At 31.4% G+C, this 17,592-nt stretch carries 14 protein-coding genes and 1 pseudogene; 1 reads left to right on the forward strand and 14 read right to left on the reverse strand.

The genetic code is table 11. The annotated features are described in order from the left end of the window. Positions 1 to 59: 59 nt before the first annotated feature. The 14 genes and pseudogenes from GKG00_RS06875 to GKG00_RS06945 all read right to left on the reverse strand — a co-directional run bounded on the left by GKG00_RS06875 (position 60) and on the right by GKG00_RS06945 (position 16,446). Complete coding sequence (locus GKG00_RS06875) at positions 60 to 2,591, reverse strand: DUF4268 domain-containing protein (RefSeq protein WP_154254863.1); 2,532 nt, start codon at positions 2,589 to 2,591, stop codon at positions 60 to 62. Positions 2,592 to 3,060: 469 nt separating this feature from the next. Continuing rightward, entirely contained in the window at positions 3,061 to 3,915 is an 855-nt protein-coding gene (locus GKG00_RS06885; protein ID WP_154254864.1) for a GIY-YIG nuclease family protein, read from the reverse strand. A gap of 157 nt (positions 3,916 to 4,072) precedes the next feature. Next, positions 4,073 to 5,344: a DUF4143 domain-containing protein gene (locus tag GKG00_RS06890; protein ID WP_154254865.1), complete on the reverse strand. Its 1,272-nt coding sequence runs from the start codon at positions 5,342 to 5,344 to the stop codon at positions 4,073 to 4,075. A gap of 266 nt (positions 5,345 to 5,610) precedes the next feature. After that, the gene (locus GKG00_RS06895; protein WP_154254866.1) at positions 5,611 to 6,102 is read right to left on the reverse strand and encodes an isoprenylcysteine carboxylmethyltransferase family protein; all 492 of its coding nucleotides are present in this window, start codon (positions 6,100 to 6,102) and stop codon (positions 5,611 to 5,613) included. 13 nt (positions 6,103 to 6,115) lie between these two features. Next, on the reverse strand, positions 6,116 to 7,054 hold the full coding sequence (locus GKG00_RS06900; protein ID WP_154254867.1) for an alpha/beta hydrolase: 939 nt from the start codon (positions 7,052 to 7,054) through the stop codon (positions 6,116 to 6,118). A 68-nt stretch (positions 7,055 to 7,122) separates the two neighbouring features. After that, positions 7,123 to 7,749, reverse strand: coding sequence for an L-2-amino-thiazoline-4-carboxylic acid hydrolase (locus tag GKG00_RS06905; RefSeq protein WP_154254868.1), 627 nt, complete (start codon positions 7,747 to 7,749; stop codon positions 7,123 to 7,125). Between the two features lie 27 nt (positions 7,750 to 7,776). Continuing rightward, entirely contained in the window at positions 7,777 to 8,385 is a 609-nt protein-coding gene (locus GKG00_RS06910; protein WP_154254869.1) for a class I SAM-dependent methyltransferase, read from the reverse strand. 215 nt (positions 8,386 to 8,600) lie between these two features. Continuing rightward, on the reverse strand, positions 8,601 to 9,350 hold the full coding sequence (locus tag GKG00_RS06915) for a nucleoside phosphorylase (RefSeq protein WP_154254870.1): 750 nt from the start codon (positions 9,348 to 9,350) through the stop codon (positions 8,601 to 8,603). Between the two features lie 33 nt (positions 9,351 to 9,383). Continuing rightward, a complete protein-coding gene (locus GKG00_RS06920; protein ID WP_154254871.1) occupies positions 9,384 to 9,938 on the reverse strand; it encodes a hypothetical protein in 555 nt (184 codons plus the stop codon). Positions 9,939 to 10,274: 336 nt separating this feature from the next. Further along, positions 10,275 to 11,672 carry an ABC transporter ATP-binding protein gene (locus GKG00_RS06925; protein WP_094206768.1) on the reverse strand — a complete coding sequence of 466 codons (1,398 nt, stop codon included), beginning with the start codon at positions 11,670 to 11,672 and terminating at the stop codon, positions 10,275 to 10,277. Continuing rightward, the gene (locus GKG00_RS06930) at positions 11,665 to 12,381 is read right to left on the reverse strand and encodes an energy-coupling factor transporter transmembrane component T (protein WP_154254872.1); all 717 of its coding nucleotides are present in this window, start codon (positions 12,379 to 12,381) and stop codon (positions 11,665 to 11,667) included. Before GKG00_RS06930 ends, GKG00_RS06925 begins: the two co-directional genes overlap by 8 nt. Beyond that, the gene (locus GKG00_RS06935; protein WP_094206766.1) at positions 12,378 to 12,977 is read right to left on the reverse strand and encodes an MptD family putative ECF transporter S component; all 600 of its coding nucleotides are present in this window, start codon (positions 12,975 to 12,977) and stop codon (positions 12,378 to 12,380) included. Before GKG00_RS06935 ends, GKG00_RS06930 begins: the two co-directional genes overlap by 4 nt. A gap of 9 nt (positions 12,978 to 12,986) precedes the next feature. After that, positions 12,987 to 14,708 carry an ABC transporter ATP-binding protein gene (locus GKG00_RS06940; RefSeq protein WP_154254873.1) on the reverse strand — a complete coding sequence of 574 codons (1,722 nt, stop codon included), beginning with the start codon at positions 14,706 to 14,708 and terminating at the stop codon, positions 12,987 to 12,989. Beyond that, a pseudogene (locus tag GKG00_RS06945) lies at positions 14,692 to 16,446 on the reverse strand (ABC transporter ATP-binding protein). Before GKG00_RS06945 ends, GKG00_RS06940 begins: the two are co-directional and overlap by 17 nt. A gap of 160 nt (positions 16,447 to 16,606) precedes the next feature. On the opposite strand from GKG00_RS06945, the gene GKG00_RS06950 reads away from it, so the two are divergent. Continuing rightward, complete coding sequence (locus GKG00_RS06950) at positions 16,607 to 17,578, forward strand: AraC family transcriptional regulator (protein WP_346962836.1); 972 nt, start codon at positions 16,607 to 16,609, stop codon at positions 17,576 to 17,578. Positions 17,579 to 17,592 lie beyond the last annotated feature (14 nt).

Below are 17,592 nucleotides of genomic sequence, written 5' to 3' on the forward strand. Positions count from 1 at the left end.
ATAGAAATCTCGGATGGAATTTTCTCCAAAGAGAATATCCGCTCAATTACTATATCTACCTAAAAATTTCTCAGATATGGCACTATAACATCATAGAATTTTTTGCTCCACTCTGCATGAAACTTTGCCATCTGCAACCAATCAGTTTCGTTTTTTATACTTACATTATTTAGTTTATATGAAATTTTTGATGTCTTCATATCGTCTTCGCGACTCCAAACGAGGGATACTCCAAGTGCTTTTTCAATATCATCTTTATATCTTATAAGCATATCAAAAGCTTTTTTATTCTCTTCTTTCTTAACTTTTCCTAAGTACAATTCAACCATTGCGAAATCAAAGTTAGCCACGCAGTTAATTTTAAAACCGCTAATTCCAAAAAAACCGCTAATCCAGTTTGATTTTGATGGATTTACGTTAGCAAAAGAGTTGCCCTCTTCATGAGCTTCTTTTATTTTTTCTAAAGCATATGCCCAGTACTTTCTTCGTAATTCATATCGCGTTCCCGTTTCTTTCTCTACACTTTCATTTTCATCACGTAAATAAAAAACCAAATCACTTGGATCGGCATCATATAATTCAAACACTCTATTCAATACGGAAATTTTGCTTTGTGTGCTTGAATTAGTCCATACGAAAATGCCATCTCCAATTTCAACGCTCTTTTTGAAATCTGCTTCATTCGTTGTAAAATGTCTTGCAACATTATCCTCTGTAGAAACGGCAAGTTTTATGATTATACTCTTGTCTTCTGCATATAGAATTTGTAATACTTTCTGGAACATTTCTACCCAACTTGAAACTGGTTGTTCTGTACTTTTATAACTGAAGCGCGCAATTAATCTACCGCTTAATGAAGCATCATCGTCCAATGTAAATGAATCCATCTGTTTTTTTATAGGCTTAAATGTGCTTGTCGGAGCGGTCCAAATTTCGAGAGCCCTTCCCATCAAATATTGGCTACGTTCTTCGAGTTCAGCCAAAGTCCATTTATCTTTCTTTGCGATATAAGTATTCATTCGAATGCCACTGTCTTCAAATCCATTCTTCATTGATTTCTTTTCTTCGAATGTACTGTTACTATATTTTGAGTTATAAGCAGTCAAAGTCAGATTTGCAATTCTATGAAGCCATGTCTCATGAATTTTTTCATAGTCATCACCAAGTGCCTTAATCCACGCTGGAGTCAGATGTTGCGGCATAATATGCTCGATGGAATAAGTACCATCATCGCAATGGCCATATACATCTTTGTCTTCTGCGGTAGAATAATTTTCCAGACGTTCCATAATATAAACCTTATTCTTGCTATTCATTTGGTAAACAGGTCTCTCAGTGAATCTTTCAGAGAATTCATCGTCATTAGGAAAACGTGCTCTTTCCTTTTTTGATAAAAGTGCATACTTAAATTTCTCAACATATTCCTGATCATTTCCTTCATATCTCGTGATTTCTCTATGAAGTGTATAAAATATTTTACTCAATGCATTTGCCGGTAAATCACATATCGTTCTTCTAAATACATAATTTTCTGTAATCAAAAATATTTCTGCTACTTGTGTTATATCCAGTTTGTTTTCATCACAAAGCCTTAATACTTCAAGGAAAAACGGCCTTGTAACCGCTGTTTCTAATTTATTTAACCTATAGATACACGCATCCAAAGCCTTATTTTTTGTGCCACCACTTAGTAAAATTTCATATCGTTTAGCATATGCCAGCAAATCTTTCAGAAGATCTTCTACCTCTATCGATTTACTATATACATAATCCTTGAAGCTAATATAAATCTTCTTTTGTGATGGGATTTTCATCTGCTTGATACTTAAATAATCCCTTACAAATGAACTAACATCATATTTTGTACACACTTCAATCCTGTTCCAATATTTATCATAGTATTCATCTTGTTCTTTTGAAGAAAGCCCCATCAAGATAAAGTTTCTGATTTTATCACCCTCACTCAAATCAAGACCTGTAGAGTTTAAGCTTTCAAATATTAACTGAGGATTATCCTCATTGTTAAGTGTAATGTTAATGATCTCCAACCTGCAGATTGCATCAAATAATTCATCAATCGTTATTTCCTGTTTTTGGATTCTTTCATAGAAATAATTGTAGTTAGTTGTAAGGTTTGACTCTCTAATATATTCATCGACATCATTAAATAACTTTCCAAATGCTTCCTGATCGTTCTTTACAGGCTTTAACTTAATACGAGTCTCTTCTGGCTGATACTTATCAACCAAGAAATCCTCATAAATCTGTTTGTCCAAGTATTTATCTATCGGTTTTACTACATCAGACTGGATAAGATTATACATTGCTAGAAGCAATAAGGAAACTGTTGTTAGTCTTTGTTGTCCATCGATTACAAGAAACTCCGTATTTCTTCCAGATGGTTCATAAACAGAAACCAAGCTGCCAAAGAAATGACTTTTTCTTTTATTTTTTATTATTTTAATAAGATCGTCATAAAGCTGCTTGCAGTTCTCTATCTTCCAGTCATAATTACGCTGATAAACCGGAATTATGAAACGTTTTTTGGAACCTTCCATATACTCTATTAATCTACATTCTGAACCTTTCATGCTCCCTCCTTGTATAATGAACACATAGTAATTAGTGATTTTTCTTTTTAATATATGATAATCATAAACTTGAGAATTGGCTTTTTCTCTTTTTATCATTATATCAAATAATTATTGTGGACAAGTAATTTAATGGAAACTAGAATAAAAAAGACGATAGATATTTCTACCGCCTAGTGCACTCTATTTAGAAATTTTTATCGTAAAATTTTCTCTATCTTCTTACCCTTAGCTAGTTCATCGACCATCTTATCCAAGTATCGAATCTCCTGCATCAATGGCTCCTCAATATTTTCAACGCAGATTGTCTTCACAAATATTTGCGTTTACTATTTTTACTATTTTTTCACCAATTTCTTTAATCAAATCTACTACCAGAACATTTCCCATTGTAAAATATCTATTTGCTCCAATTACATTCCTTAATTATATTCGAGTGATTCACTTTCGATTTTTACACCTCATAGGATTAATTTTTATTATATCCGAATCTTTTTGTTTCTAATACTTTTTTCCAATAATTTTCTCTTTCTAATATTTGTTCTGTTTTTGTTTTAGTGTCAAATATTTCTAAAATTGAATATTTAAAATTTTTTTGGATATAACTTTCATCCTTGTCGAATATCTCAGTCAATTTTTTATTACCTCCTGTTGGATCTAAGTAATTTGCATAGCATGACCATCTTTGCCATATACCTTTGCTGTTACCAGAAGCTGATCCAATATAAAGTTTCCCCGTATTTTTATCCGTTATTACATAAACTCCCTTTACATTTGATAGAGCTTGCTTATATGTCGGTTCATCATTTGAAATAATTCTAACAAGATCTTTGTGCGATAACGATACATTTTGGTAACCTGTAAAATTAAGAGTTTTTGTTGAAGAAGCCAATTCATAAACCTCTACATTCAAAGCTTCTTGTGCTTTAGTGTACCATCTTAAATATGAAAGTGATAATTTTTTCGGATCATTTATACGAACTATCACTCTTTTTTCGAATTCTTCATATTCTTCTACTTTTTCCAATTTATAACCTTCACATGAGAATTTTTCGGAATGTTCTTCACAAACTTTATATAATCCGCCGAATATATAATAATCTTTCCCATAAGGATAATACTGAGCCATCGCTATCAAGTACTTACAAGAATCGAGATTATGATTTCGATTATTTTCTCTCCACTGATTCATCCTAAGCCATGTATCTGGCTCCTCAAGAAGCATGTCATATGCCTGTCTATTTATATCGCCTTCATTTTTATGAAATTTAATTTTAGTTCTTTCCATATCATCTGTTTTTATTAAATCAATCAGTTTAATCATATTTAATCTCCTTTTCAAATGTAATAAATAATTTAAAATAAATAACTCTTGCCACCGAAATCACTCCACCTCTTTACTTGAGCGGTCAATAAGGATAAAATATAATTTTCCTCAAAATTCTTATATCCGAGAATATATCCATAAATTCTCAAAACTATTAAGGTCTTAATGATGTAATAGGTACTACGTAAACACCATCATTTCTTTTATATGCAAAAGGTGATTTCGCGCATAATACCATCATAAATGATGGTTTGGGCATGTTTTTTGTATCTATTTTGGATGCTAAATCTTTTAAAGTCTCAGCGCCTTCTTCAATTAATTTATCCCCACCGAGTTTAATTTCAACAAGTCCATAAGCACCATTTCTTAAATGAATTACTGCATCACATTCTAATCCAGACTTATCTCTATAATGATAAACTGTTCCATCTAAATAATCTGTATAAATTCTTAAGTCTCGAACGCATAAGTTTTCAAATAAAAATCCCATGGTGTTTAAATCAATTAGTAAATCATTAGGTCCCATACCTAATGATGCCGTCGCAATAGATGGATCTGAAAAATATCTTGTATCTGTTGTTCGTATGGCTGTTTTTGATCTTAAATTCGGATTCCACGCCGGAGAATCTTCTATAACAAATATTTTTCTTAAAGCATCCAGGTAAGAATAAAGTGTTACCTGATCAAATGTATCTGATTGATTTGCTAGCATATCTTGCCTTATAGTCTCTAAAGAACTTTGCGTTCCTACATGTCTTGCATACGATTTAAGTAGTCTCTTCGCCTTTTCTTTGTCTCTTTTTATAGAATCCACTCTACTAATATCAGTAGACACAACAGCATCAAAATAATCTATAGCTTGGAATAAAGCTGGTTTTTCATTTAATCCAATTGATCTTGGCCATCCACCTCTACAAATTAGAAAAGCAATTTTTTCAAAACACGTTTCATCAACGGCTGTGATGTTTTCTCCTTCAAATAAATTTTTAAGAGACACTTCACCACTAGAATCCCTTGACTCAAATAAACTCATAGGTCTCATCAAAAGTCTAGAAATTCTTCCTGTACCTGTGTGCATAGAATCATCAAATTCATGTGGTACTGCTGAACCCGTCAATATAAATTGACCAAATTCATCTCTATTATCAACTTCATAACGCACAGTATTCCATAAATTAGGGGCTATTTGCCACTCATCAATCAGTCTTGGAGTTTCTCCTTCAAGCAAAGTATTAGGAGAAATCTCTGCCATTTGTTGATATTGTCTCGTCATGTCGGGACGATCCATAGATATAAAACTTTTAGCCTGTTGTTTCGCTGTTGTTGTCTTTCCGCACCATTTAGGTCCTTCAATTAAAACTGCTCCTTTTGCATCTAATCGTTCTTCTAACAATTTGTCTGAAATTCTCGGTAAATACTCCTTCATAATTTCCTCCCATACTTATTACTTAAGTAGATTTTATCAGTTATTCAAGTATTTGTCCATTTTTCATTCAAGTATTTGGCAAGTTTTCGTTCAAGTATTTGTTCAGTTTTCATTCAAGTATTTGTCCAATTTTCATTCAAGTATTCGGCGTGTTTTCATTCAAGTATTTGACGGTCTAGATTTATATTTTTCTGTATTTACTACCTCTTCCTATAATTATCCATAAAAAAGCACCTACAACTGTAGATGCTTGCATAGAATTAATCTTATTTTCTTCTGATCCGTGGTATTACTCGATTTACTTGTTTTAAATATATTTCATATTCTTCTCCAAATTCATTTTTTAACCATTTTTCTTCTGTATTTTTCATTAGTACTGTTAAAAAAGCCCAAAATACAAATGGAAGTATTAATAAAATATAGTTTGCTGTAAATAAAAGTAGACCTGTGAATATAAATATAAATGCTGAATAAACAGGATTTCTTACTATGCTGTATACTCCTGTTGTTATCAACTTTTTTTCTGTAACTTTTTTATTTATTTTCTGAACTATTACTGCTTGTATCCATAAATATATTCCCAAAATAATCATGAATATCCCAGCTATAATAAAAAATATTTTGCCTTTAATCATTTTTCCTTGATAAATGTATTCATTGAGATGAAGCCATATCCCAGCGATTGTAAGTATTAGACATGTTATTACATATATTGGCCCGACACCGAATATAGGCATTTTAAATTCTTGTGATTTCATTGTATGTCCTAAATTATTGTCCTAACAATTCAATAATTTCATCTTGTGCTTCTCTTCCTTCTTTAAAAAATCTCGCCAACGGATAGCAGTGGCACATTCCTTTTCCAACAATAATTTCGTATGGAACGTTGTATTTTCCCATTGCTTTTTTAAAGGTTTGCGCAAAGGCATAGAGGCATTCATTTTCGCCGTAATAAAAATATGTTTTCGGAAAGTCTGTAAAATCTCCTACAGTTCCATCTAACATATATTCAGGTATGTCTTCATCTCCTTTTGCAATTTCTCTTGCAGTTTTAATGTACGTCGGTTCAATCATTACATCCTTGTGGTTAAGTGCATTTAATTTCTCCCAAATTTCTTTGTTTTCATCGACAGTTACATCCGGAATTCCTCCAGGAGAAACTGAAATAATCTTGCCTGGCATCGAAAGTGGTCTTCCTATGGCGTTGTTATGCAAAAAAATCCCTAGTGATAGACAAGCTCCTGATGAAAATCCAAGGACGCTGATATTTTCTGCCTTGTAACTTTCGGTCATCAGCCTATAGGCTTCAAATGATACTTCATATGTCTTATCTATCTTTACATTTTCTGAACAAAGAGGATAAAATAAAAACCAAACATCTTTTCCGGTTTGTTCCATTATTCTTTCCGATAATTTAAAATCCAGTTTATTCGGTTGTGTTATCATTCCTCCTCCAAATAGATAAAGAACTGCACCGTCGGCGGGCGTTTGATTTTTTTGATATGAAATCAGTCTATAACCCATAACATCCCTATCAAAAAGATAATAATTCTTTCTCGTAGCCCTTGCCTTTGCCTTTTCTAAATCAAATACTATTTTTGCATTTTCACCTTTTGCATACTCAAGCATCTCTTCCTTGTTCTTTAAAAACATTTTTTTGACTCCGATAAGTCTTACAATTGTCGATGCAATTTTATAAGTTAAGCTCATTTTATTCTACTCCAATAATAATAAATTAATCACAAACTTTACCAATTTCTTATTCATATAACATTGGTTCATTCTCTATCACCTGTAATAAAATAATCACAACAATCTGCTCCATTTGCTATCGTGCCTTCTCTATGTAAAACTCCATGTTGAAGACTTATCATAACCTCATCCAATTCACAGAATAGCGGCATTAATTCATGTACCCCAAGCTTTTTAGTGTATGTACAAATAGGACAACGAGTAATTCTGTAATAACAAGCGCCCTCATATGGTTCTCCCTCAAAATCGACCTTAAATGATGTGGGATAGAGTTTTTCTTTTTCTTCTGTATACCAATTATAATACTTAACTATATTTTTCTTATTAGCCTCTTTTCCTCTCTTAGTATTTAGATTAGTTAATGAAAAAAACCATTTGACAAAATACAGAGAGCGACGCATCATTTCCTGGATAGTCTCTGGAGGAATTTCTTTTTCGCTTGCTAAATATGGTGCAACAAATACAAGAGCGAACATCTCATTGTATGCCATTGGATTATCATCTCCGATATCATCTGCTTCTTCTACTAGTTTTCGATAAATTTTTTTGCTTTTTTTGAGGATATCCTTAGCATACTTTCTTCCATATTTTTCCACTAAAACTTTTTTCATAGGATGTTGAAACTGATAGAAATAAAAACTGTGATATTTCATTTTTATCCTTGCCTTTCTTTGTCTTTCCTATTTTCGTGCGATAAATACGACTTGTTGTTTTCTATCTAAATGATATTCAAAATTAAATCCCAATTTCCCAAGCATTCTTGTTAAGTCGTCGGGTGTGTATACTTCCATTTCTATCATATGCGCTAATTTTTTTACATCTCTTCTTTTCATAGATGATACTTCATTGCATATTAAAAATTGTCCGCCTTTTTTAAGCACACGATAAATTTCTTTAAAACATTCTTCTATATCATTCCAAAAATAAATAGTTTCAAACGCTGTGACGATATCTATGGATTCATCTTCAAAAGGAAGGCTTTTTACGTCTCCCAATGAAATCTCGCATCTTCCAGACTCAATCGCTTCTTTATTTATCTCACTAGCCATCTTTACACTTGTTTCTGAGTGGTCAATTCCGTAAACTTTTTTTGCTTTAGTTAAAAAATATTCTATGTTACGACCCCCGCCGCAGCCCAAATCTAGGACAATATAATCGTTTTCAATGTTTATGTAAGACCTTCCCCAACTTGCCAATTTTTCATGTCCTTTATTCATACTTTTTAACATAAATCTACCGCCAAAATTGTCTTTCGGTTTTCTAAAATTTTCAAAAAAACGCTTAAACATTTCCTCCTCCTATTGATATCTGTTCTCACCTATATTATACCACTTTTTCTCCTTTTGATTTAAGATGTTATGCAAAACAAACTGGTGTAGACGATAGATTACGACTGCCACAACAAACTTCATATTACTTTTTTTTAAATAAAAAACGGCTTTTAAGATTTCTATTAAATCCTAAAAACCATTTATTTCAATACTAACCTCTAGATTTGTTTATCTTATATTTCTTTTAAAAATTTTAATGCCAAATACAATTTTCCAAGATCATGGTTGGCATTATGGAGTCCTTCGACCTCATAACAGCTCTCATCTAATACATCTCCTGCTTCAAGAAAGTTATAAAGTTCAAATCCATAAAAATCACAAGCTGCTTGAACACCTGCAAGCTCCATTTCTACTGCTATACATCCTTCTGCTTTTCTCTTTGAAACGAGTCCGCGTGTCTCACGAAGCATAACATCTGTAGTCCAGACTTTTCCCTTAGTGTAGGGAGCTTTTTCCTTGATAAAAAATTCTTCAAGCTTATCATGGTTTTTAATAGCAATATAATCAGAAGGCGCCGCATAATAATAAGATGCTCCTTCACCTCTATAAGCCTCTGTTGGTATAATGTACTTTCCAAAAGTTTTTTCTTTATCAAGACTGCCACAAGATCCAAACATAATAAATTTATTTGCACCTGTAATCCAATTAACTTCTACACAATCTCCTGAAGCAAGAGCCGAACCCATCATAGTAAGATAAAATACAAATTCTTGACCTTCAAATCTACTTTTATATACTGGTCTTGACCCATTTACAGATCCTATATTTCCAATTTCTTCGCATTCAAAATTATCAAGCAAATATTCTATTATGCTTTTTGAATATATTATCAAACATTTTTCTGCAATATTTTTCTTTTCTCCGTAAAAGTCTTTTAGACTTAAAACTGGCTCTGTTTCATTATCAAAACTATCTATTATCATAGATTCACCTCTTAATTTATATAACTTTTCAAATCATTCATGTGTGAGCAAGGTCAAGTCTTTTGCTGTAAATATATTTCTTTTTCTTGCTTCATAAAAGAAATAGTCAAATCCACAGAAGGTTTCACTAAGATAGGCGTATACGTACTTGAATCCAAGGCTATATGCAAGGTAGAGGCGTGTGTGTCCATCTAGGGACGCGTATGTGTCTTCGCATATTGTAACTGGGATAATCACGTCTTCTTCTCTATTAACAAAGCTCTTAACTGCCTCTAATTTATCACTATCTATAAAGAACTGTATCGGCTGGATTTTATCTAGATCAAGCTTAAAAACCTCCAAGTCTTTGAATTTCTTAATAAGCTTACCACTTTCATCATAAAAATTTGTGATGTGCTCTGCATTAAATCGAAACTCTTCAATGACCTCGTCAAAATATGCTTCTTCTCCTTTTATAAGTGCCTCGGTCTGTGATATGATTTTAATTTCTACAGGCACATCGCCATCTACAATGTAGCAACCGTGCTGATATAGTGCTTCTTGACTGAAGCGATTGTCATCATATGTATTGATTCTATCTATTCTCATTTATTCTCCTTGAATAGTTTTCTTTGAAGTTTTGTATAAATGGCGATTTTTTCACGTTATTACTCCTTAAAATTAAAAGACCCGACTTACACCGCTTTAAGAGGCGTGTCGGGTACTGTTGCTTATATAATATAGTAATTACCTTGATTTGTCAATTTTTTCAAACCACCATCCAGTTCTATAGATTTCTCTCATGCTCTATTTTACAATTCAAAAATCTCATCTGCTACTTCATTTAAAAACTCAATATCATGAGAAACTATAAAAATTATTTTATCCTTATTTCTATATTTTTTGATTAATTCAGATATTTTTATAAAAATTTTCTCTAGTATATCACACGTATATCTTATTTTTTTCTAAATCCAATACACGATTGCAAATTAAACTTGCAAATTCAAAATCATGGGTAGCTATAAAAATAATTTTATCTTTTGAATGTGACTTCAATAATTCTACAGTTTTAATCATATTTTTATAATCAAGCCCACTTGTAGGCTCGTCTAAAATAAAAATTTCTTTGTTACACAATAGTCCACAAACTATGGCAAGTCTTTGCTTTTGTCCCCCAGACAAAGTGTTAGGGTGGCTATTTTTATAATTATATAAGTCAAAATCATTTAGCAGTTCATTAATTAAATCATCTTTTACGTTCTTTATTCCTAATTTACATTCAGCAAAGACACTATCGGCAAATAATTGATAATTTACGTCTTGCATAACCATATAAGATATTTGCTTTCTTGCTTTTTCATCAATTTCTTTAGATTTTAAAATAAACTCACCCTTATAATCAGTATAAAGTCCACAAAGAGTTCTTAAAAAAGTAGTTTTCCCTATGCCGTTAGATCCTAAAACAGCAATAATATCACCCTTGTTTGCAGAAAAACTAAGTCTATCTGTAAGGCATTTATCTTTCCTATAAATTGAAACATTATTTACCTGTAAATAAGACTTACCTATAATTGGTGATTTTTCTTTTATATTTAAACTAGGTTTGTTTCTTGTTCTTAAACCCATAGTCTTAATTTCATCTTCAGATAAACTTAAAAAATCTTTATTGGAAAAAATTTTATCAATTTTCCCATTCTTCATATAAATAATTCTATCAACTAAATCCATTATATAATAGATTCTGTGTTCAGATATAATAACTGTTTTACCACTCTCTTTCAACATGGATAAGTGTTTTTTTAATATATCTATTGTCGGTATGTCCAAATTAGAAGAAGGCTCATCAAGTAAATAAATATCTGGATTTGTTGCATAAACTGATGCAAAAGCAATTTTTTGTTTCTCTCCTCCAGATAAATGAAAAATATTTCTATTTTTTAGTTTATTTATTTCTAATTTCTTGCAGGTTTCATCTAATTTCTCTTCTAAAATTTTTGTTTCTACTCCTTGGTTTTCTAGTCCGAATACAATTTCACTATTTGTATCCACATTAAAGAATTGGGTTCTAGGATTTTGAAAAACACTGCCGACATTTTTTGAAAGTTCAAACATTTGATAGTCAGATAATGATTTATCATTTATTTTTACATCACCATTTAAATCTCCTTCATAATAATATGGTATCAACTTATTTATAAGCCTTGTAATAGAGGTTTTTCCAGAGCCAGAAGAACCACATATTAAAATAAACTCTCCTTTTTTTATTTCTATATTTATATTATCTAGGCTAATATCCTTAGAGTTTCTATATTTGAAACAAACTTCATTTAACTTAATCATAAAAATACCTCAAATATATTGTAAATGCAGTAATTACTACTCCAATTATTAGAGATAAATAATCTAAAATTCCAAAATTAATCCTTATAATTGAAGTTCGTTTATTTGGTGATTCAATTCCTCTTGTGATAGAAGCTATAGTTAATTCATCTGCTGCTTTTGCTGCCATAATTATCATAGGAGAATAAATGCATTCTACGGTTAAAGAAGGGTTTTTTATAAATCCAAAAAAGGATGGAGAAATTCCTCTAAACCTCATTGAATCTTTTATATATAGCCAATCTTCTTTTATAGTTGGTATATACCTAAGCATTACTGCTAGGGGGATAGAAATTTTTTTAGAAACACCAACATAATCCATAGCAGATAAAAACTCCCCTACTTTCGTTGTGCTAAGTATTATCATAGAGAGCATACATACCGGATAAATTTTATTAACTAAACCCAAAAATGGCATAAATATGCTTCTAAAAGTATTACTTCCATATCTTACAGTTAAAATACTAAGGAAATATACTAATAGATATATTAATATCCCAGTAAAAGCAATTTTGATTTTTCTATTTATAAGACTAAAAATAGCAATTAATGCTACAAAAGCTAATTCATATTCTATTGAGGGCAATATACTAGATATAATTATGCACAAAAATAGTAAAACTATTTTTGTGCATGGATTAATATGTGTATTCAATTCTCCTGAAATCATATAATACCCGCCTTTTCAAATTGCTTTTTCAAAAGTTTAGAACCTATAAAAGCACTAAATAAAGCAACTAAAAAAGTTCCAATCACAATAACATAAATCATCCAATCAGCAGCTGCTGCATTCATAGACTCTATATATGTTATATCTGTCCCCTTCTCTATCATTGCATTTGACCAAGACTTAGGATCCATAAAATATACGACAAAAGTCCCTATATCTCCAAGTGCAAATACTCCAAAAGAAAGGATGTTTGTTTTTTTACTTTTATATGACTTGCTTCCTGCTATAAATTCAGCAATTATCCCCATAACTAAAGTTCCAAGACCCATAGCCCAATGCATGCCAGTTGCAAATCTCAAAATACAAATTATTATTGCCAAAATAGCAATCGTTCCTCTTTTAGACACTTTCGAAATCAGAAACATAAATATTATTCCTGACAAAAGAGCACTACCCATTGGCTGATAAAAGGTTAATACAGGATTCATTCCAAAAGGCATTCCCCCAATCATATTAAATATAAAATAGAGAGCTGTGAAAACCCCTATAGTAATCAAATCCTTTGTTTTTAGACCATTCATATTATTTTTATTCATTTTTTCCTCCTAATAAATAAATTCTTCTGCCATTTTTGTTTTTTCTATTAAATTCTTGTAAACTTTTGATTTTTGTAAAAGCTCTTCATGTTTGCCTTCACTTTCTACTTTTCCGTTTTTAAGAACTACTATCTTGTCTGCATTTTCTATGGATTTCATTCTGTGTGAAATGATGACAACAGTTTTATCTTTAACTAAATTATTTAAAGACTCTTGAATCTTTTTCTCGTTGTCAACATCAAGGCTTGCTGCTATCTCATCTAAAATCAATATCGGCGCATCTTTTAAGAAGGCTCTGGCTATTGATAACCTTTGTCTTTCTCCTCCTGATAGCTCAGCTCCGTTCTCACCAATAACTGTATCGAAACCCTTATCCATCTTTTCTATAAAATCTGTGCAGTTTGCAAGTTTTGCTGCCCTTTTAACTTCTTCGTCACTTGCATTTTGCTTTCCGATTCTAATATTTTCCATAACGCTTTGATTAAATAGAACTACATCTTGGAAAACTATTGAGACCTTGTCAAAAAGAGATTCTGTTGATATTTCTTTTATATCTTTGCCGTCGATTAGGATTTCTCCCTTGTCATAATCATAAAGTCTTGATATAAGTTTCAAGATAGTTGTTTTGCCACAGCCGCTTGCTCCTACCAAAGCAGTAACCTCTCCCTGCTTAGCTTTAAAGCTTACACCATTTAAAACTTTTGCGTCTTTCTTATAAGCAAATTCAACATCTTTTAGATCAATATCAAATTTTTTCAAATTATAGTCTTCGCCCTCTTGTAATTCTTGATTTTGAATTTCTTTTAATCTTTCAATCTTTGGTGTTAAATAAAATATCTCCATCAATCCCTCTTTAGATGCGTCTAGAGAGTCTTTTAGCTTTATCGCCGCTAGTAAATATCCTACAAGGTAGAGAGGGCTTATCTCTTTACTAATAATTAGATTTACGCCAACAAATATTACGACAGCAAGGGAAATAAAACTAAATATTGAAGATATAGACATAGTTAAAATTGTAGTTATTTCCGCTTTTAAGTGCACTTTTTCACTTTTATCCATTTTTTCATATAGCTTTTCTTTCATTTCCTCTGATAAGCCGTATGCTTTAATCTCCATTTGCATTTCTATATTTTCCTGAAAACTTTCTGAGTTTTTTCTTAGAATATCATAATATCTTTTATGTCCCTTAACCTGATATTTTTTAGATAAGGGTATGAATATAAAGCTTAAAAGAGATGGAATAATTACAGCTAAGCCCATCTTGACATTACCCATTAGCATCATGACGGATATAAGCGGGAAGAAAAGTGCCATGCCGCCTACCTTTGGTATTGAATGGCTCATTGCATGCTCTATACCTTCAATATCAGACATGATTGTTTGTGAAAGGTCGGAAATGTCATGTTTAGAAAAGTATGATAGAGGCAGTTTTGATAAATATTCCGCTGTCCTTATTCTTAAATCCGCACTTTCTTGATAGGTTGTGCTGTATAATTTATCGTATTCGATAGAAAGCAAAATATACATTGCTATCAAAGTCAAAACTGAGAATACTATATAAAAGCCCTTGCTTTTGCCCATATTTTCCAAAACTTCCTGAGCAAAAATCATAAGTAAAATGGCAGGAAGCATGTTTATACAATAAACGAAAAATGAAGCCAGTGTTGCTTTGCTTAAATTTCTTGCTCCTTTATCTGTAAGAGCAAATCTTTTTTTATAAAACTCCTTCATTCGAAACCCTCCATTCATTCGCACTGTTAAACATCTCTTGCAACCTTTTATACCTTGTATCTCTTGACATTAATTTTTTGTCGGAGCCTCTTTCTATAATTTTTCCGCTATCCATCACAAGTATTTCATCAAGGTCTTTAATTGTTGATAACCTGTGTGCAATCATGATAACTGTTTTATCCTTCATAAGATTTTTGAAAGCTTTTTGTAGTTCAAACTCGTTATCTGGGTCAATTGATGCTGATGCTTCGTCCATAATAATAATTTTGGAATCCTTTAAAATTGCTCTTGCAATTGCAATTCGTTGTTTTTCTCCACCAGATAAATAAACTCCTTTTGATCCTATGATAGTATTTTCTCTTTCTGGGAATTTGTCTAATATCAGATCGCATCCTGCTAATTTTAAGGCTCTCATAACGTCATCTCTTGTCGCATCTTTATTAGCTAAAAAAACATTGTCATAAATACTTCTTTTGAATAATTTCGAATCTTGAAAAACAAAGGAAATAGCTTTAATTAAGGCTTCGTCAGAATATTCACTTATTGGTATACCACCTATCTTTATTTTTCCTTCATTAACATTGTAAAAACCTGATATAAGTTTTGCTACAGTTGATTTACCTGATCCAGATGAACCGACAAGTGCATAGGACTTTCCCTCTTCTAATTTAAAGGATAAATTTTCAATAACAGCTTTGTCATTATAAGCAAAGCTTACATTGTCAAATTCTATATTATAGTTTTTAAAATTATTGACATTGCCATGCATCAATTTGTCTTTTTGCATATCTTCGTAAAGTGCCTCTAAAGTATCTACTGCATAATTGCCTTGAGAAATATACATGGAGTACCACATCATTCTCATGAATGAAACGAAGAGAACTCCTGATAAAAATAAAATCATAATAAGCTCAAGTAAAATCACCTTTGCGTTACCCAAGCTAGCAATAAAATAAACTATAGGAATAATTAAAATTGCAATCAGTCCAAAAAATAGCCATTAATACAAAACATAAGGTTTTTTACAAGATAATGAATAATCATAAGCATATTTTGAGTAATCTTTTATCGCCTTATAAAAACTTTTAAAGGACTCTACATTTGCTCTAAATATTTTTACAACTTGCATTCCTCTAACGTATTCAACAGTCTCTGCACTTAATTTAGATAGCGCTTCTTGGTATATCTTCATAAATTTTTGCTCGCCCATCATTGCCCCTAAAATTAAGCCGCCAATTATTGTAAGAGCAAGCAAGGTTATGCCAACTCTTATACTTACTATAAAACCAAGCGCAAGTACAAGTATGGGTGTAATTATTGCTTGCGAGCTATCGGGAATCATGTGCGCTACTACCTGATGAGTTTGTGCGGCATTATCATCTATGATTTTTCTTATTTGACCAGAAGGATTTAAGTCAAAGAACCTAAAACTAGCTTTCTCTAATCCATCAATCCCCCTTTTCCTTAAATTTGTTTCAAGCCTAAATCCCAAAATATGTGAAAACATTCCTGAAACAAAATAAAATACCGCTCCAATTGTTAGTGTAATAACAGATTTTAATGCTAAGCTCTCTGCACCAGATAAATTTGAATTAATTATTAACTTATCCAGAAATTTGTAGATTAAATAATATCCATATACCGTAAGTACAGCAGATATAGCAGAAAATACTATAGCTAAAACCCCAAGATATTTTTTATCCTGTACATAAGCAAATAGTTTTTTGTAAATCTTCATAATCATCTCCCCTTTCTTTGATGTTCCTTTTAGGTATAAATTTACTTAGCTGATAATAGCTATCATTGCGTTTTTATTATACATCGGCTATAATTACTAATACAATGGTTTTTAATTAATAAGGCTAATTGGAATATTGTCTAAAAGGGATAGGTATATTATGACATATTATGATTTTGTAAAAGATTATATGAAAGTAGATGAATGTAAAAACAATAAGAAGTATTCAAGTGCAGGCCACACTTTTTGTTGGAAAAAAGAGGACTCAACTTATGGAGAAGGCCTGTATTGGTTTTATGAAGGAGATGGATTTATTATTGATGTCCATGACTTTTATATAAGTGAAGAAGTAGTTCAAAATAATACTTATAGTATGGCAGATTATGTTTCAATATACACAAGCTACATAGTCAGCGCAAATGGGGAGAAATTCAGTCCTTATCAAACGCTTACCGCAAACTCTTTATGTACTCTTGATTTTGATAATATAAAAGATGACTTCCTATTTTTATTACATGAGAACTGCTATTATCTTGCTGTTTCCATAGGCTTTAAAAAGGAGTTTTTAGAAAAGCATCTAGCAGCTATTAATATAGATACAGAATCTTTTTATTCCACTTTGCTTCAAACAAATCAAATAATACTTACAAAGTCATTGGAAAAAGTGGCAATGGAAATCTTGAATTGTAAGATGGACGCCCCTGCCGCTGATTTTTTCTTTAAAGCCAAAGCAAATGAATGGGTAAGTATTGTGATTGACACATACTTAAATAGAAAAAAATATAAAATTGAGTCTGATGATAATAAAGCACTTGAAGATGTAGCAAGATTCTTAGATGATCATTTCGCCATGAATGTAAATCAAGAAACCCTTGAAAAAATATCTAAAATGAGCGGAACGAAATTAAAAAATTTTTTCAAAGAAAAATATGGTCAAAGCATTACAGAATACACTCAAAGAAAAAGAATGAATGTAGCTGAAACTCTTCTCTTAAATACCGAACTGCCTATAAAAGAAATTGCAGAATCTGTTGGATATTCATCTGCTAGCAAATTTTCAATTTATTACGGGTATGTGAAAAGTTTTGTGTATCAGCTCCTCCTGATAGGTTGTGAGCTGATATTTTTTTAAAATATACTTTTATT

This window comes from Finegoldia sp. BIOML-A1 (assembly GCF_009678325.1).
GTDB classification, from domain to species: Bacteria; Bacillota; Clostridia; order Tissierellales; family Peptoniphilaceae; genus Finegoldia; species Finegoldia magna.